The sequence below is a fragment of the Candidatus Aegiribacteria sp. genome, from assembly GCA_021108005.1.
Classification (GTDB): Bacteria; Fermentibacterota; Fermentibacteria; order Fermentibacterales; family JCC-6; genus Aegiribacteria.
In genome coordinates this window covers 1-23,940 of sequence record JAIORS010000172.1, presented here as the reverse complement: position 1 = coordinate 23,940, position 23,940 = coordinate 1, and the positions used below count along the sequence as shown (strand labels likewise).

Annotated in this window: 21 protein-coding genes; 9 read left to right on the top strand and 12 right to left on the bottom strand. The window is 47.8% G+C overall.

The features are described 5' to 3' along the window. Positions 1-76 precede the first annotated feature (76 nt). The 10 genes from K8S15_10765 to K8S15_10720 all read right to left on the bottom strand — a co-directional run bounded on the left by K8S15_10765 (position 77) and on the right by K8S15_10720 (position 6,825). On the bottom strand, positions 77-547 hold the full coding sequence (locus K8S15_10765; protein ID MCD4776514.1) for a prepilin-type N-terminal cleavage/methylation domain-containing protein: 471 nt from the start codon (positions 545-547) through the stop codon (positions 77-79). After that, complete coding sequence (locus K8S15_10760; protein MCD4776513.1) at positions 544-1,029, bottom strand: hypothetical protein; 486 nt, start codon at positions 1,027-1,029, stop codon at positions 544-546. Before K8S15_10760 ends, K8S15_10765 begins: the two co-directional genes overlap by 4 nt. Positions 1,030-1,184: 155 nt before the next feature. Next, on the bottom strand, positions 1,185-2,921 hold the full coding sequence (locus K8S15_10755; GenBank protein ID MCD4776512.1) for a T9SS type A sorting domain-containing protein: 1,737 nt from the start codon (positions 2,919-2,921) through the stop codon (positions 1,185-1,187). A 188-nt stretch (positions 2,922-3,109) separates the two neighbouring features. After that, the gene (locus K8S15_10750; GenBank protein ID MCD4776511.1) at positions 3,110-3,997 is read right to left on the bottom strand and encodes an ATP-binding protein; all 888 of its coding nucleotides are present in this window, start codon (positions 3,995-3,997) and stop codon (positions 3,110-3,112) included. After that, positions 3,985-4,857 (bottom strand): ATP-binding protein, encoded by an 873-nt coding sequence (locus tag K8S15_10745; protein MCD4776510.1) that lies wholly within the window; start codon positions 4,855-4,857, stop codon positions 3,985-3,987. The genes K8S15_10750 and K8S15_10745 overlap by 13 nt, the downstream gene beginning before the upstream one ends. Before the next feature lie 9 nt (positions 4,858-4,866). Further along, positions 4,867-5,061: a hypothetical protein gene (locus K8S15_10740; GenBank protein ID MCD4776509.1), complete on the bottom strand. Its 195-nt coding sequence runs from the start codon at positions 5,059-5,061 to the stop codon at positions 4,867-4,869. A 26-nt stretch (positions 5,062-5,087) separates the two neighbouring features. Next, positions 5,088-5,561 carry a dinitrogenase iron-molybdenum cofactor biosynthesis protein gene (locus tag K8S15_10735; protein MCD4776508.1) on the bottom strand — a complete coding sequence of 158 codons (474 nt, stop codon included), beginning with the start codon at positions 5,559-5,561 and terminating at the stop codon, positions 5,088-5,090. After that, positions 5,558-6,064, bottom strand: coding sequence for a NifB/NifX family molybdenum-iron cluster-binding protein (locus K8S15_10730; GenBank protein ID MCD4776507.1), 507 nt, complete (start codon positions 6,062-6,064; stop codon positions 5,558-5,560). Before K8S15_10730 ends, K8S15_10735 begins: the two co-directional genes overlap by 4 nt. A gap of 3 nt (positions 6,065-6,067) precedes the next feature. Next, the gene (locus K8S15_10725; GenBank protein ID MCD4776506.1) at positions 6,068-6,415 is read right to left on the bottom strand and encodes a DUF5320 domain-containing protein; all 348 of its coding nucleotides are present in this window, start codon (positions 6,413-6,415) and stop codon (positions 6,068-6,070) included. Between the two features lie 2 nt (positions 6,416-6,417). Further along, positions 6,418-6,825: a helix-turn-helix transcriptional regulator gene (locus K8S15_10720; GenBank protein ID MCD4776505.1), complete on the bottom strand. Its 408-nt coding sequence runs from the start codon at positions 6,823-6,825 to the stop codon at positions 6,418-6,420. 230 nt (positions 6,826-7,055) lie between these two features. Here K8S15_10720 and K8S15_10715 point away from each other — a divergent pair, with 230 nt between their 5' ends. Both K8S15_10715 and K8S15_10710 read left to right on the top strand, forming a co-directional pair. Continuing rightward, positions 7,056-9,773 carry a PAS domain S-box protein gene (locus K8S15_10715; protein MCD4776504.1) on the top strand — a complete coding sequence of 906 codons (2,718 nt, stop codon included), beginning with the start codon at positions 7,056-7,058 and terminating at the stop codon, positions 9,771-9,773. A gap of 43 nt (positions 9,774-9,816) precedes the next feature. Next, positions 9,817-11,166 (top strand): phosphomannomutase/phosphoglucomutase, encoded by a 1,350-nt coding sequence (locus K8S15_10710; GenBank protein ID MCD4776503.1) that lies wholly within the window; start codon positions 9,817-9,819, stop codon positions 11,164-11,166. 23 nt (positions 11,167-11,189) lie between these two features. On the opposite strand, the gene K8S15_10705 is transcribed toward K8S15_10710, so the two are convergent. Beyond that, positions 11,190-13,634 carry a T9SS type A sorting domain-containing protein gene (locus K8S15_10705; GenBank protein MCD4776502.1) on the bottom strand — a complete coding sequence of 815 codons (2,445 nt, stop codon included), beginning with the start codon at positions 13,632-13,634 and terminating at the stop codon, positions 11,190-11,192. A 223-nt stretch (positions 13,635-13,857) separates the two neighbouring features. Between K8S15_10705 and K8S15_10700 the strand changes: the two genes are divergently transcribed. Then, positions 13,858-15,222, top strand: a complete 1,365-nt coding sequence (locus K8S15_10700; GenBank protein ID MCD4776501.1) for a TldD/PmbA family protein — start codon at positions 13,858-13,860, stop codon at positions 15,220-15,222. 1 nt (position 15,223) lies between these two features. After that, entirely contained in the window at positions 15,224-16,534 is a 1,311-nt protein-coding gene (locus K8S15_10695) for a TldD/PmbA family protein (GenBank protein MCD4776500.1), read from the top strand. Between the two features lie 20 nt (positions 16,535-16,554). Here the strand turns inward: K8S15_10695 and K8S15_10690 are convergent, their stop codons facing one another. After that, positions 16,555-18,096: a cobalamin-dependent protein gene (locus K8S15_10690; GenBank protein ID MCD4776499.1), complete on the bottom strand. Its 1,542-nt coding sequence runs from the start codon at positions 18,094-18,096 to the stop codon at positions 16,555-16,557. A 294-nt stretch (positions 18,097-18,390) separates the two neighbouring features. Between K8S15_10690 and K8S15_10685 the strand changes: the two genes are divergently transcribed. Genes K8S15_10685 through K8S15_10665 form a run of 5 tightly spaced genes read left to right on the top strand, consistent with a single transcriptional unit; the run spans position 18,391 to position 23,785 of the window. After that, positions 18,391-19,821 (top strand): tetratricopeptide repeat protein, encoded by a 1,431-nt coding sequence (locus K8S15_10685; GenBank protein ID MCD4776498.1) that lies wholly within the window; start codon positions 18,391-18,393, stop codon positions 19,819-19,821. Between the two features lie 48 nt (positions 19,822-19,869). After that, the gene (locus tag K8S15_10680; protein MCD4776497.1) at positions 19,870-20,445 is read left to right on the top strand and encodes a nitroreductase family protein; all 576 of its coding nucleotides are present in this window, start codon (positions 19,870-19,872) and stop codon (positions 20,443-20,445) included. An 11-nt stretch (positions 20,446-20,456) separates the two neighbouring features. Further along, positions 20,457-21,710: an aminopeptidase P N-terminal domain-containing protein gene (locus K8S15_10675; GenBank protein ID MCD4776496.1), complete on the top strand. Its 1,254-nt coding sequence runs from the start codon at positions 20,457-20,459 to the stop codon at positions 21,708-21,710. Between the two features lie 31 nt (positions 21,711-21,741). Next, positions 21,742-22,194 (top strand): nucleoside deaminase, encoded by a 453-nt coding sequence (locus tag K8S15_10670; GenBank protein ID MCD4776495.1) that lies wholly within the window; start codon positions 21,742-21,744, stop codon positions 22,192-22,194. Position 22,195: 1 nt separating this feature from the next. Next, entirely contained in the window at positions 22,196-23,785 is a 1,590-nt protein-coding gene (locus K8S15_10665; GenBank protein MCD4776494.1) for a metallophosphoesterase, read from the top strand. Positions 23,786-23,940: the final 155 nt, after the last annotated feature.

The following is a 23,940-nucleotide window of genomic DNA, read 5'->3' as shown; positions in this document are numbered from 1 at the left end:
ATAATCATATACGATAAACAAAACGTATAAAGAAGGTCAACGTTTAAACGAACGATCTAAAACCGGCGATAGAGTCCTATTCCTGTATAGCGGTTATCACGAACGTATAGTTGTTGTTTAATGTCCAGTGAAAATTGCCCTTGTAAAGGTCGTCGATTGCCTGAATCAGCGCCCGGTCTCTGGAAGTAACAGAGAATCCGAGTATCGTTCCTGTCCAGGGGTACCAGGGATTTCCGGGTGATCCCCATTTATCCCAGTCGTACCTCGCGTCGAGTTCAGGTCGAAGGTTATACTCGAAGCCCTCGGGGAGGTAATCCACGAGTTCCGGAACCGGCCTGCCGGGATACTGGTCTCGAGGGTATTCTCCCGAATCGAGATGGTAACTAAAAAGAGCTGTCTGAAACATGCTGAAATCGCTGATGATCCTGGCTGCGTGAGCTTTTAGCGACATAGCGGAGAATTTAGGGATTGCAATAGCGGCGATGATACCGATGATAATTACGACTATCATTAGTTCCACAAGAGTGAAACCGTTCTGTTTTTTCATTCCCGCCCCTCTCCGAAAACCTCTACTGCGAGTTCTTCGCTGACCAGTTCCGCGGGATCATCGGTGGAATAGAAAACCAGAGTAGTATCCTGGGATTGGTAAGTAAGAGTATATAAACCATCAGAATCAAGATCGTATTCCAAACCGTAAGTTTGCATCTCAAGATCGAGTGTATCCGGAAACCCTCCGTTGATCTGCCTGTAGTTTTCCAGTTCAAGAGACAGGAAGAACATACTGGTCCTGGCATTCTCAATCTGTGTTATCACAGGTACTTCGGGATTGTGAAGCTTATGCATTTCATTAAGGGAATTGATGATAACAAGAATCAGTACGATAACTCCGACCGAGATGAATATAAGCTTCCACTTCATGGGCTTTTTTTCTGAGTTTCTCATCGATGTTTCGGAAGAAGCCCTTTCTTTAAGAAATTTGTCTTCAGCACTGCTGAGATCCTCAGCCTCAGTCTTACTGTAATCAACCATCAGATGATCTCCCGTCACATCAAAAAATTGTATTTATCTATCCAATATTATCAACATAATTACATGAACCTGAGTACGCAATCCCGCCTCTTGTCCGGTATGTAGAAAGGGAGAGAAGGATACACTCCCTCTCTCCCCGTAAAGCACAGAAAACGCTATCTGGCGACGATTATGGAACGAGTTTCCAGTAACTCGCCGTTCTGAAGAGTAACAATGTACTGTCCGTTGGGAAGGGGTGTGCCATCACTACCCACTGCCCCCCAGAAACAGTTTCCGTTACTGTTCGGCATAATTGATTCGCGGAACACAACGCGTCCGCTTAGATCAAATATCTTTACCAGTCCGCTGGATTCACCTGTGAATATCCACGCGCCTGCAAGAACAGGATTAGGATAAACGCTTAAACCCTGTACCTGAATTCCATCCGGGCTATCACCTATAGCAACCGGAGGCGCGTATGACGTGTTTCCAGAGAACCATATCTCGTGAGCTGAAGAACGCGCGGCTAAAGAACCATGACCTCCAGCGGAGCCGTCACTGTCAATCTTCGTCCAGGTAAGGTCAAACCCCGGACTTGAAGTTCCGGCCTTCTTGGTCGCTTCGGACGGGAAGAAGTCGTCATGATCCGGGTCGTTGGAAATGCATGCCGGTACCCACGGGAAACCACCTATAACCTTGGTTGCCTGATAGATATCGTAATCACCACTGACCAGCATGTTCTGATAAGCTACGTATAGATTGTTGTACTGATCGACAGCTATGGAGGGGAATTCCTCGTCGCCGATTACACCGCTTACGGTCTCAAAAGGAGACCATACAGCGCCGAGTCTCCAGCTGTAAAGGATGTAATTGAGATAAACCCCGTACATTCCCGGATCCGGTCCGGGAAAGCTGTTTACAACGGCAGGATCAACGCCGGGTGTATATGGACCCGGGTTATCCGGATCACTTGGCAAAAGGTATGTCATCCATGCCACATGAGGAATATCATCTCTGTCAACAGTGAGAGTCGGATATCCATCGCTTCCGTACGCTCCCGAAATAAAAGTTACGTCCTCAAAAGGCATCCAGGATATTCCGGCGTCGGGGCTGAATGTGTAAAGAATATGAGGAGGTGACGAAGTATCATAATCGTCGTTCCATACGACATGAACAACTTCCGAACAGTAAGTGTACTCCGATGGAGCTTCAGGGAAATCGATGATCGTGGCGACGTCCGGCATCTGGCTGTTTGCCTCCAGCGTCATGCTTATGTTCGTGAAAGGGGACCATGAGCCTCCATGATCCGGACTCTGCGAATAGTAGATCTCAGAGAAAGGATCGACATCCTCTTCCTGCCAGACGACATGAAGTATGTTGCCAAGGGAACAGTCTATGTCCGGAACGAGCGAATTATGAGCACTCACATGTAGAGGTGACGCAAGCCTCCAGGCATCGGGAGGGGGAACCAGGGCGTTGGGACTGGAGCAATAGAAGATATCGTATACACTGCCAGGCTCTCCTTCATTGTGCTGCCAGACAACGTGAAGCATGTCGTTGTCATTGGAAACCCCTGCGGAACCATGTTCTATCGCTATTGACGGGTAGCGGTCATCGCCGGGGAGATTGACGATTTTAACGGCAGGAGCCCAGTCAGCGGAAATCGTAGGAGGAGCCGGGATCAGCGTATGCGAGTACCAGATATCGCAGGGTCCGCCCGGAGAGGAATCCGGATTGTCCTGTGTGTGGTAAACAATATGGAAGTAGCCATCGGCATCTCTGACCATGGCCCGGCCGTTGTTGAACCCGGTTGCTTCCCACTCACTGGTCAGATCGGTATCGACCTGATGCATGCTCTGAGCAAGGAGTAAAGCGGGAAAGATCATGAGAAGAGAAAACAAAAATAAACGCATAAAAATACCTCCTGTATATTTCGCATGTACAAATAAATGATACATGCATTTTAGAATACTACCATTATCATTATAAAACTTCCGGCAATTACTGTCCATGGTGAATTTTGCTTATGTAAGTACGATTACCATTTATGAAACAGGAAGTGCAATTCTTATCAGTGCTCTGTACAACATATCGATCAAGTTCAGATCAGAGAAGAAACGGATTTCCAGATTCCGGAGATAGCGATTGAGGATGGCGCTGAAGGGTCGAATGCATTCACCGGAAGCCCCTTTGACATAGATCTGGTGACGGCGGGATCGTAAGGAATTCGCCCCAGTAGAGGGATTTTATCTTCTATGCAGAATTCCTCGATTTCACGGGTCTTATCGGGATTGATATCGCTTCGATTGATGCAGACCGCGGGCGTAATTCCGAAGTGCCTCACCGTTTCAAGAATACGGGTCAGGTCGTGAATAGCCGATACCCCCGGTTCTGTAGATATCACGGCAAGGTCAGCGCCTGCACAGGCCGCAATTACCGGGCAGCCTATACCCGGAGGGCCGTCAACAAGAAGGATAGATTCACCGAGTTCTCCGCACTTTTTGATAGCTGCATTCTTGACGGTAGTAACCAGCTTGCCTGAATTCTCTTCTCCCGCTTTCATCTCTGCGTGGTAAAGGGTACCGTAGACGGATCTGGACACAAACCATGCTCCTGCAGTTGTTCTCTCGCTTGTTATCGCATTTATAGGACACTGGTAAACGCAGGAGTTGCATCCTTCACAACTGATCCTGTCGATCCTGTAGTTTTTTTCCAAAGAACTCGGAGGAATAACCGCACTGAATCTGCAGACATCAGAACATACCCCGCAGTTAGTGCACCTGTCTTTATCTATCTCAGCTTTGTATCCACCAATGAATATGAACTCTTCAGTCTTCTCCGGTTTCAGCAATATCTCGAGATTAGCAGCGTCAACGTCAGCGTCCGCCAGAACAAGTGTATGCTTATCCGCAGCTATATGAGCCAATGCCGCGGTTAGAGACGTCTTTCCCGTCCCGCCCTTTCCGCTGAGGATTACTATTTGTTTAATTGTTGAACCTCTTTCCTGACGGCTGCAAGAATATTCAAGAATACTTCTGTGTATTCGGGAAGGCCTCTAAGGAGAGGAATTCCATTGGAAAGCATCTCCGCGATCCTTCGGTCCATAGGGATACGAGCAAGAATCGGCAGATTCTCGCAGTGACAGTACTTCTCAACATCGCTGTTTCCAATTCCGTCACGGTTTATGATAACCCCTGCGGGGATATTCATCTGGTTGACCACTACATCCACAGCTGCCTTGAGATCATGAAGGCCGAATGGCGTCGGCTCAGTCACGAGAATAACAAAATCACTTCTACTGACAGCTTCCACCACCGGGCAGGATGTACCGGGAGAAGAGTCTATGATGACTGTGGAACTTGCCGATTTAGGGAGATACTCGTTAAGAACGGATGTGATTACCGGAACGGGCATCGCCTGGCCTACATTTAGAATTCCTCTGGCAAAATCAATGGAACCATCCGTTCCTCCTTCTATTCTACCTGTTACATGGGTTATCTCACTGATTGCATCTTCGGGGCATACAAGGGCACAACTGGAGCATCCGTGGCAGAGATCGCGGAAGACAAGCACCTTTTCCCCCGCGACTGCGATAGCGTTCCATACGCAAACCTCGGCACATCTACCGCAAAAATTGCATTTATCAAGATCGACTTCAGGAACCAGTACGCCGGTATCCTTCCCGGAAGTATAGTCTATATCGAGGAATAAACCGGAGTTAGGTTCCTCAACATCGCAGTCAAGGAGCAGTGGTTTTTCTGAGGATTTCGGAGTGGCGGCAATGGCAAGACTTACAGCTACCGTTGTCTTGCCGGTGCCACCTTTACCGCTTGCCACAGCAATAATCATATCAGTGATTTACTCGCGGGTCATTCTAGTCCCGCACCTGGAACAGGTAAGGCTGTTACACGGAGTACCAACCTGATGCTGCTGTTTGTTTCCACATTTGGGACAGACGCAGTTACCGCCAGGTCCCGCAGCGTCTGGTCCCCCGCCGCGGCCTCTGCCGCCTGAGGGATTCCTTCCCTGTCCTCTTCCTCCTCCTATGTACATGAATCTGTCCTCCTAACCAACTATTTTTACCTTTTGTCAGGCAGTTTGACGATTATCTCATCAAGCTTTTCAAGTAGGGCTGCCGCCTCTTCCCTCAGGCGCCCGACAGGTTCCTTTTCGTAGCTTGAATCGTCATGGGCATGTTCAATGCTCTCGCGGCAGGGAGAGGCTCCGGGTAGATTGTCTGCCATGTAATTGTCAATAGAACCTTTTACAGTACCGGCAGCTCCGGTTGAGCATTTTATTCCGAAGCTGTCGAAGATGGATATAGCTCTTCCCCCCATGCCTCCGGCAAGCATTACGTTGGCGCCAAGCTTTTTAATAAAGGATGGGACCTGTCCTGGTGAATGTGCGCTGAAGTATGGGTTATCCACAGATTCTACATTGACGATACTGTTTCCTTCGATATCCACTATTGTGAAGTACGGGCATCTTCCGAAATGATGGCTTACGGAACTGTCAAGTTTTTTGCTGCTGTCCGATGATACGACGATTCTCATGAGGATTGTTCCTCCATGATTCTATCAAGCTGCTTCAGAATATCAGCGACCTGGCCTCTCAAATCCCTGAGCCTGGCAGACAACATTTCAAGGTCATCTTTTTCTCCGGTGGCGCTTTCCGAACGGTTGGCCGAGCTTCCTGCCATCCCCGCATGGGAACCCGCATTCGCTGCTCCCATCATTTTGAGGTCACCACCATTGAAAGCCTCTATTGTCTCCCGTGCAGTTCCGTCTTTGGCTATGTAGCAGGATACGGAACCCGCAGAGAGGACTTCGTAGGCGTTGGGACCGACATTCGAAGATATCACCGCGTCGGGATTCTTTTTCAGAATGAACTGTGCCGCCTGTATTCCGGCTCCGCCGCTTTGAGTTACCGCGGGGTTCTCGAAGCTCTCGAAGGAGAAGTCCTCAGTATTCACAAGAAGGTAGAACTTCGCCCTGCCGAACACCGGGCTGATTACGGAATCAACATCACTTCCGGTTGAACTCACAATTACTTTCATCGATTATTCCTTTTCTGTTTTTCTTTTCAGAAGCTGATTCACACGGTAAGCGATCTGTTCGATAGTGTCCGCCACAAACTGAACCTGACTTTTCAGCGATTCTGTTTCTGTTGGCTCCTGATTGTACATGGGACCGTCATACTGTGGATATCTGCGCCATTGAGGGAAACCTGTCTCGTAGTATCTGTTCCTGAAGCCTCTGCCTCCGCCGCCTCTTCCGAAAAAACCGTATCCGCCTCCGCGGCCCGGAGCGGTTGCGTATCCGTTTGCCGGATATCCGGCGCACCTTCCCATCGCTCTTCCTGTCAGGGGTCCTTCTCCCCTGGGTCCGGTTCCATCTCCTGCCGGCATGATTACTCCTTTCCTTTAATGGTTTTCCTGCCGTTACTGTGATGCAGTTCCATATGATTCCGGTATTCACTGAAGAAGCGGTGCAGTATTCTGTCGGTTTTCTCAAGATCGCTCACCCACATCTGGAGGTATCCGTCACCCGCCGGCGAGAGAGAGTAAACCCTTCTTGCCGGACCGGAGTCACCTTCGGCCCATCTGGAAGTCGCGAAACCTTTTTCCTCAAGGCTTCTGAGTATACGGTATATGGTACTTGAATCCGCGGGGTTTTCGCTGAATCCGAAGCGTTCAAGGTTATCAAGTAACTCGTAGCCGTGGGATTCTCCCCCATGGAGCAGCAGAAGAAGGCATGGTTCAAGGAACCTTGTTATTCCTCTCCTACAGCGATTCTGCGCTCTTCTTCGTCCAGGCAAGGTGTCTCCTTCATCTATATGCAACCTGCACCTAGATGATAGTAACAAATACTAATTTGTCAAGAGCAATCCCGCGAAGATGAGGACTGGGAACTTCTCATAGTATTCTTATGTTAGCAGTAAAGGCTTTATATTGCGCGGAACAAACGTATTAGTTAAGACACATTGAGTTGTAGGAAAGCTTTTTTCGCTTATATTGCATTGTATATTAATTATCCGGGAGAACGTTAATGCTGCCAGACAAAAACACAGACAGCATGGCTGAAACAAATGTCCTTGCTGAACTTAAAAATGATCTGAGGCTGAGCAGGTCAACCCTCAGGGCGATATTGCAGATCACAGAGAACATCATAGTTGTTTTGAACAAAAGTGGAACAATTGTCGAAGCCAGCAGCCAGGTTGAGAAGGTTTTTGGGATTTCTCTCAAAGATGCCATTGGAAAAGTATCATGGGAGAAATTCATCGCGGATGAAGATATAGACCGACTTAGAGGCTATTTCTTGGATAGGGCCAGCGGAACGGGCAACCCTCCTTCTACGTATACTCTCAGAGTTAAGATTTCCGTGGATGAATCACGTTTCATGCGAGCCAACGTGGGTTTTATCCCCGGAACAGAGGAAAGGGTTGTCATACTCAAGGATATGTCGGAAGTTGTTCAGGAAAAGCAGAAAACCGCTGAAAGTGAAGAAAGATACCGCAAGGTTGTCGAGAACACAGAGGATGGAATACTTATATGCAGTGAAAACCGGATACTTTTCGCGAACAGAAGTTTCTGCATAATGACAAGTATTGAAAGAGAACGGATTTACAATTTCTCTCCCATGCATTTTTTTCATGAAACGGACAGAAACAAAATTGAATCCCTTTTCCTGAAGCCCGGTAACAAAAAACAGGGAACGCTGGTATTTGAAACTGAAATTAGAAAAAAGAAAGGTTATTTGCCCGTAGAACTTTCATCCACGCCCATGATCTATCGTGATACCGAGGTAATACTGATTTCAATAAGGGATCTGACGCAGCGTAAAGAAACGGAGAAGAAACTCAAGGAAAGTCACAGTCTAATGAAGGCCATTGTTGATAATTTTCCCATTGGCATATCCGTGCATGACAGAAACGGTACACTGCTTATGGCCAATGCTTCATGGCGCACTATTTGGAACAAGAATCTGGAAGATCAGAAGGAAAAAATGATTCCCCGCAGTGAACTCCACATGGATGAGAAAGATTCCTATCTTGGAGAGTACCTTGATGATGTGAAGTCTATCTACGAAAATGGCGGGGAGCTTTTCATCCCGAAACTGAAATTACCCAATCATTCCCCCGGAGGAACCGAGTTTATCTCCCATTACTTCTATGCGCTTATTGATGACAAAGGAAAAGTAGATAAAGTGGTTATTCTCACTCAGGATCTAACGGAATCATCGAGAACAAGGGTTGAACTTGAAGAGACCAGAGATCAGTACAGGGAACTCTATGGAAACATACCTGTGGCGGTATACAAAACAACAATGGAGTCCGGAGGAAAAATCGTATCCGCCAATCAGGAAATGTACAGAATGTTCTATGGAGAGGAAAAGGGAGATTTCAGTAACGTAACAGTGAAAGATCTTTACGTTAATCCGTCACGAAGAAAAGATCTTAAGGAAATACTTGCTGAAAACGATGAAGTGCATTGTTTCGAAGCCAAACTGAAAAAACTCGACGGCTCTACCTTTCTGGCCTCAATTTCGGCTAAAAAGGTTATCGGAAGAATCGAAGAAGAGGAATATATAGAGGGAATAATTCGGGATATTACAGATCAGCGCCGTATAGAAGAAGAGCTTCAAAGGGTCGAACACCTGGAGCTGATAGGAACCCTTGCCGGAGGAATAGCGCACGATTTTAACAATCTGCTCATGGCAATTCAGGGTAACGTATCTCTTGCGCAGACAGAAAAAGATCCATCGAAACTCAGCATGTACCTGAATCAGGCAGATATTTCCATCGAAGAAGCCACTGTTCTTACCAGTCAGTTTCTTACATTCGCTAAAGGAGGAGTTCCTGTTAAGAAGTCAGTGGACATAGAATCATTTATAAAAGAAACGGTTCTTTTCTCCCTGAGAGGTTCTGACGTAGAAGCGGTTTTCGAATTTGGGGATAACATTGAAAAAGTAAAAGCCGACAGGGAACAGATTGCCCAGGTGATTCGTAACATGATATTGAATTCCATACAGGCTATGACAGGCAGCGGCGAGATTACAGTGAGCTGCAGCAATACCGAGATCAATGCTGATTCCAACATTCATCTCAAATTTGGTGATTATGTGAAAATCTCCATAAAGGACACGGGAAAAGGTATACCTCCCGATGATCTGAAGAAAATATTCAACCCGTATTTTACCTCTAAACCGTACGGGTCAGGTCTGGGGCTTTCGACCAGCTATTCCATAGTAACAAGGCATTCCGGAACAATAAAAGTTTTCTCGGAAGAAGGCAGGGGAACGGAATTAGTGATTTACCTTCCAGCCCGGGAACACGAGATGAAAGATAATGTGCCGGAAAAGGAAACCGATCCCGTAGAAGAAATTGAATCGGCGCATATACTGATAATGGACGATGACCAGAAAGTCAGGCAGGTTCTTTCGGGTATGCTGAAGGTTCTGGGGCACAAAGTTACCGAGTCTGCTGATGGGGCCGAAGCAATAGAACTCTACAAAGAGAAATTATCCTCGGGGGAACCCTTTGATGCCGTTATAATGGATCTTACCATCCCCGGTGGAATGGGAGGAGAGGCTGCCATTAAAGTACTAAAAAAAATCGATCCGGATGTGAAGGCAATTGTTTCCAGCGGGTACTCCACCAATCCGGTACTGTCCAATTATTCCGATTATGGGTTCAGAGGGGAGCTTGTAAAACCATTCAGAATTTCCACTCTTGAAAAGGAACTGAAAACGCTTCTTGTTCGATAACCGATGAAACGTACATTTTAACAGTATTCCGGAAAGAAATAGAATGAAAGCTTTCAAAGCGTACGATATCAGAGGAGTTTACGGTAGAGATTTCGATGGAGAGACCGTATACAGAATAGGTTTTTTCCTCCCCGGACTTCTCAAAACTGAGAAAGTTCTTGTTGGTTACGACTGCAGAGAATCCACCCCGGACGTTTTCAGTCACCTTGTTCAGGGTATCACCGATTCCGGAGCTGATGTTTACGACATGGGCGCGGCAACAACACCGATGGTCTACTTTGCGACTGCTACTCATGGATTCAGAGCATCTGTACAAATAACGGCATCTCACAACCCGAAGGAATACAACGGGCTGAAAATATCCCGTTCAGATGCTCTTCCGGTAGGTTACGATACGGGCCTCAGAGAGCTTGAGAAGATGGTTGAGAAAGGCAGTATTCAGCCTGCTGTTTTCAGTGGAAAGGTCATGGAGCTTCCCGGAATAAAAGGGGAATATGTTACTTTCCTTGAAAAATTCTGCGGGAACCTGTCGAACCTTGATTACGGAATAGACTGTTCAAACGGAATGGCTTCTCTGCTTGCTCGTGATGTCTTCGGCGATAAACCTGTGTATCTGTACGACAGTATGGATGGTTCCTTTCCCAACCACCCTCCTAACCCGCTTGACGAGCGGAATACGACGGATCTGAAAAAAGTCGTCATTGAAAATCATCTTAACGCGGGGGTGATATTCGACGGAGATGGGGACAGGGTGATGTTCATCGATGATAAGGGAAGATTCGTACGTCCTGACCTTATCACTGCCGTTCTCGGGATACATTTTCTGAAGGATAAAAATGACAGAGTACTTCATGATATAAGAACCTCAAGAGGAGTAATCGAGTACATTGAAAAACTTGGGGGCAGGCCTTTCATGTGGAAGGTTGGACATTCCCACGCCAAGTTGAAAATGAGGGAACTGAATGCCGTTTACGGAGGCGAACTGGCCGGCCACTATTACTTCAGAGATTTCTTTAACTGCGATTCGGGAATGCTGGCGGCGATTCTTGTTCTGAATATTTTATCTGAACTCAAAGAAAAGGGAAACACATTTTCCGGTCTTATTGATTCCATCTCCGCATACTCAAATTCAGGGGAAATCAACTTCCATGTGGACGATAAAGAATCGGCAATGAAAAGCATCAGAGATTATTTCACCTCATGCGAATCCCCCACGGCAACGTATGATTTTGATGGATACAGAGTGGAATTTCCCCGATGGTGGTTCAATATCCGTCCTTCAAATACCGAACCTTATCTAAGGCTTGTTGCTGAAGCCACAAGCCCCGAGCTTCTGAATGAGAAACTGAAAACAGTCAGAGAATTGATCAGGAAAGCCGGAGGGCACGAATAATCGTACCCCCCGAATCGTTGTATCTACCTGGCGAGAATCACCTTTCTGGTAACTGTTGAATTCTCCGTCCATACCCTCACAAAGTAAATTCCCGAAGTCATGGTGTTGCCCCTGTTGTCTCTGCCCAGCCATGAAACACTATGAGAGCCTGCTGCGAATTCCTCTGATGTAATTGTATTGATCTGTCTTCCCGAAAGATCGTAAACAGAGATATTTACCTGTCCGCCCTCCGCGAGAGCGAAGGGAACCGTAACCTGTGATGAGAAGGGGTTGGGATAAACAGGATCTACGGATAAAGGCAGCAACGTTGCCTCTCCACTCTCAATTCCTGTCTGCGGGATTGTATATATCTCTACGTCATCGATATTCCAGCCGCAATAGGTCCAGCCGTTGTCAGTGCTTCCCATGGTCCATCGGATATATACGTGAGCCTGGTTATCGGCCACTGAAGAGATGTCGTAGCTCTGCTGTACCCAGCTGTCATCCTCAATATAATCATCGTTTGCCCATATATCCGTCCAGTCGGAACCGTTGTTGCTGACCCGTATATAGGCATGATCGAATTCGGGTTTCTCAACTCCCAGCCACCTCCAGAACACAAGCTGAGTGTTGTAGTGGCCGAACAGGTAAAGGGATTCCGTGGTAAGATTCCGCTCCGGCAGGCTGTTCGGATAATCGCCATACAGATTGTAACCGTAAACATTCGTTCCTGTGTGCCCGGATGTGGGGTCAGGGGATCCATGCTGTCCACCAGAACCGGTTGGAATTCCGAACTCCCAGTCACCCTCGGTTGTCCATCCGGGGTCACTGCTCATGTACCAGCTGTACTGAATCGCAGGGTCCCCAACGGTAAGAATAAAGTCTCTGTAAGTATCACCCATGTGTGTTGTTGTGTTGGTGAAATTGACCCTTACGGGGTAAGCACCCGCCGCAAGACTGCTGGCAGAACTGCCTATAGAGAACGTCACATCAACTGGATCGAAGGGGGAAAGGCTTCCGGACGGAGCGGAAATGTCAAGCCAGTCAGCTGTACTTTCCTTTTCAATCTCGTAATTGATGGATCCTTCTCCCTGGAATTCCAGTGTGTAGTCAGTGCTTAAAGGAGTGAATGGACCGCCAACATCCCCGCTGGAGATGAACCCGCCAGCCGGAGAGACACATAGGCCTGCAGGATTGGACAGGGCCTTTATGCAGAAATTGGCGGTTGTGTCTACTGTGGTAAGGTCAATCCAGGAAGAACCGCTAAGGTAGAAACTCTCACCAGGATTGGCTCTTGATTCCACAATGGTTCTGTACGATGCGCCAAGCAGGACAGGTACATCCGAAGTGCATCCGAAGGGCTGTCCTCCGTTTAACAGTTGGAGGTAGACGTAGAAATCATCTCCCGTATTAAGCATTACCGGGCTTGCAAGGTCAACAGTGTGAAATCCCGCGCAAAGCACCGTGCCCGTAACGGACGCAAGCTCATCGGTAAGCTGCCCTCCTGAGAAAGAACCGTAAATTTTCGCGGTATAATCAACGCTGTCTTCCACAGAGAAGAAACTCACAGCCTCAATAACCTCGTCCCGTTCGGACACAAAGGCATTAAAAGCCTCCGATGCGGAGGTAAGAGTATCGCGCCAGCCGTGGTAATCGTGATAGTACACGTTGGAATACTGCATGAATTCAACGTCCCGAAGGGATACAGCTCCCATGGTTGGATTCTGGCAGGAATGCTTGTCGTAATAGGATATCCAGAAGTAACCGGCATATCCCCAGCCCGTTCCCCAGCTGTTCTTGACGAGCCACGCTCCGGGGTTGGGAGCGTCGGTCACTCTGTAATCATCCCATCCTACAATCGATACGGCATGGTTCGGGTCGAGAGAACTTGTCGGTGGCTGATAGTGTTCGTAATCGCTGTTTAGGAAGCTTGAGCTGGAACACAAACAGGTTCCCATTACTCCGTAATCAATTATTGCCTGCTTGATGACATCGATATTTTCAAGGTTGCTTCCGGCGATGTACCAGGCTACCTCGCGAGGGTAGTAATAGTGGTACGAATCAAGGTGTCTGACAGGAGGGGTTGCAAAAGACTGCCCGTCAATATCACGTACAGCCCCTTCTCCCCTTGAAAGGTAGGCTGTTGTTACGAGGTAATCTCCACCTTCGTGAACGACGAGCCCGCTTCCTGAAGGAGGAGTCAAATCATCGTTGTTATGCTGGTTGAAACCGTTCCACCAGTCAAGATGGTATTCGGCCAGGTTCGGCTCACCCGTTTCTCCGGCGGCTGCCCAGGCACCTGTCATAAGCAGGTTTCCCTCTATTGAGGCCATTGCCCCATGTGTCCAGCAGGTGCCCCCCTGCTGGCTTTTAACTGAGGTTACATAGTTCTCTCCCCCCACATCTCGGAGATCGTAAGTTGCTGGCGGGTCAGCCATTGCGATTGACACAGCGAACAATAGAATGGCCACGAAAATACATTTTTTCATAGTAACCTCCAGAGAAAACAGGTCTATAAAAGATTTCAGTATATAAACATGAAAAGCAGAAAATCGTTCCAATGATAATGCTCTCAAAAAAAATCCAGGTCAAGGGAAACATATGAAGATATCATCATGTTAATATGCTTATGTATAGAGATACTCTTATATTCACTGATTATGAAAAAACTGTTGTACGGTCTTCCTGTTGAAAAGTTCGAAGGGAGTTCTGATGATTGATAGACTTAAGTCCATGATAAGCGGAGTTGAAGCTGATTTCGTTGATATCAGGTACGAAATCAAGACGGAGACCAATATTGGTTTTACCGGCAGGGAAATAAGAAAAGTCGGTTCAAACAGAACCGATGGCTACGTAATCCGTGTGGGGAAGAACGGAGGTTTTTCCACTGCTACCGTAACCAGAGAGAAAGACGTTTCCCGCGCAATAGAGCTTGCAATCGAGGGTGCGGAAACAATAGTTGCGACGGGCGGGAAGAAATCGGTTCTGACAGAAGTTCCTGTGGTAGAAAAGACCATAAGGCTTGTTCTTGATGGTGATCCCGGAGAGATCAGTATAGATGATAAAATAGAGCTTACCAAGAAATACAATGACCTGATGCTGGAACAGCCCTCAATCGAGACTACCAACATTACTTACAGGGAAATAGGCAGAGAGAAACACTACGTGAATTCCGAAGGAACCGCCGTTTCGGAAGAGATACTCACAACGAATATCATGGGTGAAGTCATAGCCAGGCGCGGTGATCTTCTTCAGAATACCAGGATATCCATTGGAGGAGCCGACGGATACAACAGGCTGCTTGACAGGGAAGAGAATTTCATTGAAGAGGCACAGATAGCCGGAAAGCTTCTCGACGCGGAACCGGTAAAGGGCGGCACCTATAACGTGATACTCAGTCCCCTGCTTGCCGGGGTTTTTACCCATGAGGCTTTTGGCCATTTCAGTGAGGCCGACATAATAGAGGATAACCCCTCCCTCAGGGAGAAGATGTCACTTGGAGAGAAACTTGGTTCCGATGCCATTTCCATCGTTGCGGACTCAACCATTCCCAATCAGATAGGCTACTACGTATACGATGACGAAGGAGTAGCTGTGAAGCCGGTTACACTGATGGATAAAGGCGTTCTGACCGGGAGGCTTCATTCCCGGAGAACCGCAAGCGCGTTTGGAGAACCTGTAAGCGGCCATGCTGTAGCGGAGGACATGCGTTACGAACCCATTGTCAGGATGGGAACCATATACGTAAAACCCGGAGAAAAGAACCTTGATGAGCTTCTGCAGGAACTTGGGGACGGGCTTTACCTGGTCAATGGCAAAGGCGGACAGACCAGCGGAGAAAATTTCACATTTGGAGCTCAGTACGGATTCAAGGTGAAGAATGGTGGAATTGGCCCGATGATAAGGGATATCAATATAATGGGTAACCTCTTCACGACACTTCAGAACATAAAGGCTGTAGGGAACGATCTTGAATTGTCGGAACGCGGCGGCTGCGGAAAAGGGCAGCTGAACATCAAGTCCGCTCTGGGGGGGCCGCATGTTCTGATCCACAATATGGTAGTTGGAGGTGTCTGATATGAAAAAACTGCTGGACATGGCGGCTGAAAAATCCGATCAGGCTGAAGTATTCTTCATCAGAAACGATTTCAGTTCCCTTGAAATGAGGAATGAAAAAACCTCGGACATGTCGGCGACTATTCAATCGGGCTACGCTCTTAGAATCCTCAAGGACGGTAGAATCGGAACTGCGTATACAAAGAACCTTCTGGACAGGAAAGAACTTGTTTCAAACGCGCTGAATTCTCTCAAGGGTAATGTAAAAGCTGGATTCTCCTTTCCCGGGCCCTCGGAGATTCCCGCGGCCTGGGTGCCTGACGGCTCAGTTTCCCGGATGGGTTACCATGATCTCCATTCCCGTTCTGAGAAAGTTCTTGATTATCTGAGAGGAGAAGTTAAGGGACAGATCGACGTTAACTCAGGAAGGGGAGTGATGGACGTAGCTGTCATGAATACCGGGGGGCTTGATTTCTCAAGAAAATGCTCCTCCATGTACATTATAGCTTCGCTTCTCTTTCCCAACACCGAGACAGCTGTCCGGGAAATGTACCAGAGCAGAGAGATCGGGAATTTTCCCGATAGCGATCTGGAAAAGCTGGTTAAACTGTACAACTCCGGCCTTCCCGAAGTAGATATCCCAACCGGAAAAATGAAGGTGGTTTTCACTCCGAATACAATGTACACTCTGCTGTGGAGGATTTCAAAAGCGACATCCGGAGGAGCTTTCTACAACAAAGTATCTCCTCTCCAGGATAGACTCGGCGAAAAGGTTCTTTCCGAAAAATTCACCCTTTACGGAGACCCCACTGATCCGGAGGAAATCGACCAGCATTTCTTCGACGATGAAGGGGTTCCCACGAAGAAGCATACGGTCTTCGAAAAAGGAGTTTTCCAGAATCTGATACTTAACCTCGATTACGCGGATAAACTCAACAAAAGCCCTGTCGGTACAGGATACCGCAGCAGTATGTGGGGAGGGGAAACCATCGCTCTATCTCCAAGTCCGTCTCTTGAGTGCAGCCGTATCGCTACCGGTGACGTTTCCTTTGAGGATATGATATCGAACATAGACAGGGGAGTAATAGTACTTGGAATTCTCGGCGCTCATTCGGGTAACATCCTCAACGGTGATTTCTCGGTGGGTCTCAATCCGGGTTACTACGTAGAGAATGGCAAGATAAAAGGCAGGGTCAGGGACGGAATGGTGGCCGGTAATGTTTACGATGTTCTACAGAATATCGAATCCGTGGAAAACCGCCTGCACGATTCCTTCTCTGGAGGCAAATACCCTTCGATTCTTCTTAACGATGTCAGTGTAGCCGCTAAATAGAAAACGAGATAGAGGCAGGCTCAGGCCTGCCCTTTATCCGAATACTCCTCAATGAACCAACCGAATCTTTTAGTCTGGGCTTTGCAGACGTTCCTTTTTTTAAGGACTCTGTAGAGTGGGTTGAAAAGGGACAGGAGCCATTTGACAGGAACTGATTCCATGACTGCGGCGAATGGTTTCCATGAAAAAAACCTGATTACGCGGTTGTGAACCCTCTTGTTAACCAGGAGAAAAAGAAGGTTCAGATAAGTGAAACCCCTGTCATGATCTTCCTTGAGATGGGAAGCATCTGATCCGGTTATAATTCCATCTTCCATGGCCTTGTTGAAAACCGCCGTGCCCGGAAAGAACGTAAGAGAAAAAAGCTGAAGAACAAAGGGTCTTGGAAGCTCAAGAACACCCCTGAGAGTGATGAGAACATCGTTCACGCTTTCCCACGGGTTTTCCAGTATCACATCGTATGTGGGGCTGAAATCGGGAGGAAAGACCTTTTCCACTGTCCCGGCAAGCTTAAGAAGTTTTTCCATGGAGAAGAACTCCCTTCTGTACAAGCGGTTTGTGGATGGAGAGAGAGACTGAATGCCTATCTCGGTCCGTCTCAGGCCGGCGTCGAAAAGTATAGACAACTTCTCTTCTCCGGAGGACAATACGCTCAGAAGGGAGAAGAAGGGACAGTTGATTTCTTTCTTATATCTGTCTCTGAAGTGCATGAGTTGTTCGTTGCTGGCACTCGCGAAATCATCGTCCATGAAGTTTATCCTGTTGAACCAGGGGAATTTTTCGCGAATGGACCTGATTTCCCCGATAAGGTTATCCACACTTCGCCGTCTGACCGTCTTGAATCCGCTGTAAAGGGTTCTGTAATGATTATTGATACAGTAGGCGCAGTGATGAGGACAGCCACGGGTCCACATCGTTTCGTAAATTAAATGATGCGGTTCGTTGAAATGAACTCGGCCCCTTACCATCTCCTTAAGAATGTCCTCGCTAAGTGGCAGAACTTTCTTCCCCACGAGAACGTACTGATCTTCAATATCGTAGTCCGGAAAAGGGATGTCATCAAGATTGGATATGGGTTCCCGCACCGGATTTCGGCATTCACCCTGCTCGTCGCGGAACCAGATGTTTTTAACGTGGGAAGGCCTGATTCCATTCTGAAGACTATCCGCAAGCTCCTGCAGGGCTTCTTCCCCTTCACCGATACAGATATAATCAGCGATATTCAGACATTCTTCAGGGGCTACGGTAGGGTGTATTCCCCCCCAGATAATCGGAATATCTATTCTTTCCCTTATTCCGTGGGTAAGATGTGTCATTTTTATGAAGTAGTTGGTCATTAGAGACATTCCAAGAAGATCAAAATCATCGGCAAGTTCTGCAATCTGTTCGACTACTTCATCTGGGTAACAACCTTCAAAATCGATGCCGTTTTTCATCATGCTTTCAAGATCAGGAAGAAAGACCTGCGCCACGGAATGCCCCCCGGCCTTGAGATAGGACGAAAGCTGCCGGGTACTCAGTGATGTGATGTCGAGGTAGGGAGATATCAGCATTATCTTCATAGAAACCTTTTCCAAATCAATAAAATGTAAAAGTCTTACAATTAACAAATAAGACGGAATGATAACAAATAAACCTGTAGTTCAACAACATCGGAAGGAATGTCGCTAATGTAGAAATTCCTTCATAGTAACGGGTAACATAGCAGATCTTAATGATTTTGACAGAGTAAGGTTATCCTCGTTATTGTTACATTCAGAGGCAGGTCGAAATGGAACATGGGAATTCAATATGTTTAAGTAACTGTGCGTCGATTGAAAGCAGCGTAGTTTTCTACTTTTTAGATGGAGGTAGCGATGACATCCCGCGGGAAGATTGAGGATCGAGCCTCTATTGAGAAGAACCTCGAGCAACTCATGACCCTGTGCGGCTCCAACCCCGCTGACGCCGAAATTCTCGCCACTGATACACTTGCCGGTGCCCGTAAACTGAATGATTCCGCACTGATAGGTACCTCGCTCTGCCTCCTTTCCAGAGCTGTGTCCCTGTTACGCAGCTCAAGCGAATCAGTCGATCTTGCCGCCGAAGCGGTTGAGACACTACGTCCTCTTGATGATATGAAAAGTCTTGCAACAGCTTTGAACAACATGGGTAACTGTTACCGAAGAACAGGTAAGCCGCTGAACGCGATAAAATGCTATGAAGAAGCTCTTGAGATACAACAATCCGTCGAAAACAGAAAGGGTGCCGCGGTAGTTCATAATAACCTCGGGCTTGCCTTCAGGGACATAGCCTCGTACGAAAGGGCTTACAGCTCTTTCAGACAAACAGTGGACATCGCCGATGAACTGAACAATCAGCTTCTCAGAACAACAGCGCTCAGCAACATAGCTGATGTCCTGATTGATCAGGGAGAGTACCGGAGTGCCAGACAGCACCTTAAGGATAACCTGAGGGTAAATAGAGAGATCGGCCGCAGAATCGGAGAAGCCTACTGTCTCTGGGAGCTGGGGCGCCTGGAGCAGAAGCAGGGCCGGTTCGGAGACGCCGAAAAGTTCCTGAGGGAAAGCATTGTTCTGCGAAAAGAGCTGGGAAGCTACCAGATCGGGCAGTGCATGTTCGATCTGGCAGAACTTCTCGAAGAGGACTGTCGGCCACAGGAAGCGGAAAAGGTTCTATTGGAAGCAGTCGATCTGTTTAAGAAGGTTGATAACAGTCCCGATCTTTGTCTGGTCAGGGCCGGCCTATCCATCCTGAGGATTCATATGGACAAACTGGAAGGAGTGGAGGAACCACTTACAGACCTCCTTGTTGTTCTGTCTGAAATGGAAGGATATCCGGACAGAGATCTTAGAGCGCAGGTTCTGAAAGCACTCTCGGAATGCAGCGAGAAAAAGGGTGATCTTCTGAAATCCCTTGAGTACAGCAGGGCATATGCCGAGGAGAAGGAGAAACTCTTTCTTCAGAGACAGCTGCAGAATATTACCAGGCAGAAACTGAGAGCTGACTTCGAGAAGAGTGAGAACGCAAGAGAACTGCTGGAACAGAAGACAGTGGAACTGAAAGAGACGAATATCAGGCTTCAGAGGGCAATGGAAAGGATTAAATCCCTTCAGGGGATGCTTCCCATATGTGCCCGATGCAAGAAGATCCGAAAGGATGACGGTTACTGGGAGCAGATAGAGCAGTATATCACAGAGCATTCAGACGCGACATTCTCTCACAGTCTCTGCCCGGAATGCACGCGGGAACTCTATCCCGATTTTTGTGATGAAACCGACGAATAGAATTAGTTCTTATACTATATTCCCGATACAGTCATCGAAGGAGATAAATTGAGAATACATGACCTCGCTGAAAAAAACAGATCGGTCAGGCGCTTCAGGCAAAAAAACAGAATATCGGAAAAGGAACTGCTCTGGTTTATAGATTCAGCCCGTCTTGCTCCCTGCGGAGGGAATCTGCAGCTTCTTCGCTTCACTCCGGTTACGGAAAGCGTACATTGCTCGCGCATTTTTCCCCAGCTTGCATGGGCAGGCTATCTTGAGGATTGGAACGGCCCTGAGGAGGGCGAAAGACCTTCGGCGTATATAATCATTCACACGCCGTTCGGGGAAAAACGTCATATTCCGGTTGATGCGGGTATAGCCGCCGCGTATATAGTGCTTGCCGCAAAGGAATCTGGCTACGGGTCATGCATGATAATGAGCTTCAACCAGAAACGGATAGAGGAAATCACAGGCACCCCGAAGGGGTATTTTCCCTTTCTTGTTATCGCCCTGGGAACATCCGGAGAGGAAACGGTGCTTGAGAAAGCCGAGGGTGATATAAGGTATTACAGAGATTCGAAGGGCAGGCACCACATTCCAAAGCTTGACCTTGATGAAATCATTACCCCAATTAAGGAATAACGGAGGACAGTATGTTCCGTTCAGAGGTCTATGCAAATCGCAGAAACAGATTAATCGAAATAATGCCGGAGGAATTTCTGATCGTAGTTCCCCCATCCACATCGAAATCCACAAGCGCAGATGGTCAGTATCCTTACACCCCTAATCTCAATCTTGTTTACCTTACGGGCATCGATCAGCCCGGGACATGGCTTGTCATCCACCGCAGAAAAGCGATGGATGCCCGGGAAGATCTTTTTATAAATGCTTACGATGAAACCCATGCGAAATGGTTTGGAACAGTACTGACAAAAGAGGAAGCCACAGAAAGAAGCGGCATAGAAAAAATCTCATTCAACAGCGGAGTGAAGAAATGGATAGACAGAATAATAAACCGATGGGGAATAGAGAATGTATGGGTCGATTTTCCTGTTGCAGGCATTACGCGGGACAGCGGCAAGCGGCTGGAATTCGCGAACGATCTTATATCCTCGTACCCTCAATTGAATTTCAACAGACTTTCGGGTGATGTATTCCGCCTCCGGATGATAAAAGGACCTGAAGAACTTGAAACCATGAAGAAGGCTATTGCCCTTACGCGGAAGGGATTTCTACGTGCTTTGAAAGCCCTGAAACCTGGAATGCTCGAGTACGAATTCGAGGCGGAGCTTCTTTACGAATTCATGAAAAACGGCGAGAAGACTCCGGCCTTCCCGGCGATTGTCGCAGGCGGAAGCAGGGCCACGTGTCTTCATTACGTTGATAACGACAAACCCCTGGACGACGGGACATTGGTTCTTCTGGATTTCGGCGCCAGGAAAGACTATTACAACGCTGATATATCGAGAACCTTTCCCGTCAGTGGCAAGTTCACTGAAAGGCAAAGGGAGCTTGTTGAAATGGTCATTGGTATTCAGGAAGAGGCGATTCGTCTTTTAAGACCTGGAAAACTCCATTCCGAATGGAACAGTGAAGTGAAGAAATTCTACACTGAAGTTCTCATGGAAAAAGGCATCATTGAAAACGAAGAGGAGATAGAGAAGTTCTACTATCATAATATCGGCCACCATCTAGGGCTGGACACACATGACGAGAACGTTATAAGTGATGAGCTCAAAGCGGGCATGGTACTTACCGTTGAGCCGGGCTTCTACTCCGAGGAGGAGGGAATAGGAATAAGGATAGAGGATGATGTGCTGATAGGCGAAAGGCGAAACACCGTGCTTTCAGCGGACATTCCGAAGTATCCCGAAGAGATAGAAACGGTAATGAAGGAAGGGGAATAAAATTAGCATTTCCGAAATTGACAGATACTGGATGAAAATAGCCCTTGAAAAAGCTGATGAAGCCTTTCAGGCGGGGGAGGTTCCGGTCGGAGCGGTTCTGGTAGAATCATCAGGCAGGCATTTCGCTGACCGTAACCGGACATCCGAGACAGGAATGCCCACTTCCCATGCTGAACATCTTGTCATAACCGCGGCAGCGGAGGACAGGGGAGACTGGAGACTTGAGGGCTGCATACTTTATTCAACACTTGAGCCCTGCCTTATGTGCGCCGGTCTGGCGGTGCTGTCCCGGATACCAAGGATAGTATTTGGAGCTAAGGATAAACGTTTTGGAGCATTCGGGTCAGTAACCGATGTTCTTGAAATGCCGAATTTGAACCATTACCCTGAGGTGTTAAGCGGATGCTATGAAGACGAAGCGGCAGAGCTTATGAAGGAATTTTTCCGCAAGGGCAGGGAAAAGAAAACAGAAAAAGGGGATTAAGATGACGATGTTTCTTATCCTTCTCGCTTCGTTCCCGGTAAGGATAGCGGTTCTGGGAGACAGAACGGGAAGACCGGACGACACCGAGTTTGAGATAGCCGTCGACGCGATAATCGAGATGTCACCGGATATCGTTCTCTCCGTTGGAGATTTCGTTGAGGGTGATGGTAACGTTGAAACGGCTGTTGAGGATTGGGAACACATCCTTCCTGTACTTCAAAGGCTCACCACCGCATTCCCCTTCGTATACACGCCTGGAAACAACGATATCTGGAACGATGAGACGGCCGATTACTGGAGGCGGTACACCGGGACCGAGCCTTCAAGAATCGAGGAGATATTCGGCATAACTTTCGTAGTGTGGGATTCTTCAATTGGAAACGTACTTACCGCGGAAGACGTGGAATCCATAGAGAATTTCGTAGACGGAATCGATCCTGAGGAACCATGGATCTTCGTAACCCACAAGCCGTTCTGGTTCATGGCATGGCAGGATTCGGTCATTATCAACGATTTCAAGAGTCTCATGGAGGAGAAAAGCCCCCTTGCGGTTGTTGGAGGACACATTCATCTCTTCGCTGCCCAGCGCGAGAACGGAATTCTGTACGTATCCGCCGGGCCGTCCGGCAGCGCTGTCCCCGAGCCCGACACGGAGAAGGGTGATTTTACACAGCTGGGCTGGATGACAGTCTGGCCCGACTCGGTCGCCTTCACCGTGATCGATGCGAGGGGAGTATACCCCGAGACAATCAATACGGGCGAGGAAATGAACCTGTCGTATCTGTACACGAGAAATCTCATAAAAGCGAGACCTCTCGAGCAGGAGCTGGAATCCGCAACCATTACTCTGGAACCGCTTGAAAACCGTTCCCGGACTGTTACGTTGAACATCGATCCCGGGAACTGGAATCTGCGACCTGAATCACTGATTGTTGAAGTTGAAGATCAGCCGGTAGACCTGGTTTTCACCCAGTCCCCTGCGGGAAGCCCGTACCCTTCGCCTGAGATCTCCGTATCCCTTGAATACGGCAGCAGGAACAAGGAGCTGCAGTTCGATTATTCATGGCAGGTTCTCCGCAGAGTAAACGCTTTCAGAACGGAAACTTCGCTGGATGGCGAGAATTCGGAGGGAGAGTACAGAGGATCGCTGCAGACGAACTTCGCTGATAATTCAGGTCAGCCGGCATCGATTCCCGAAACGGTATTCACGACCGCCACAGACGGAGAAAAGTTGTACATTTTCATGGAGATGGAGGACTGTCCGCAGGAGAATGAGGATTACGGAGGCTTCATATTCAACTCGACTGAGGGTTCTGTCCTGTGGCTGAAAGTATATCATGACGGTTCTTCGGAGGCATCGATATTTACGCCTGAAGGAGATCTGATCGACTGGGAGGCTGGCTTCGGCACCGAGGTCAGGGTTGCTGAGAACGGCTGGCGCATTGAACTGGCCGTTGATATTTCCCTTCTGGAGCTTGAGGACGACCATGCGTATGCTCATGTGTATAGATCTGCCGGTGATGATTTCGGAACCTGGATTTATCCGATTAAATTCAAACCGTCAACCATGGGAAGAATCTGGCTCCAGTAGGGGTCAGGTCTTGCATCCGGGCATTATTATCATATTATCTATATTAATAGATTATAATATAACAGAATGCTATTCATATGGTGATTACAACTATTCGGATTTTTCGAACAGTTATTAACCTGTGTGTCTGCCTTTTCTCCGATTATATCCCCCTA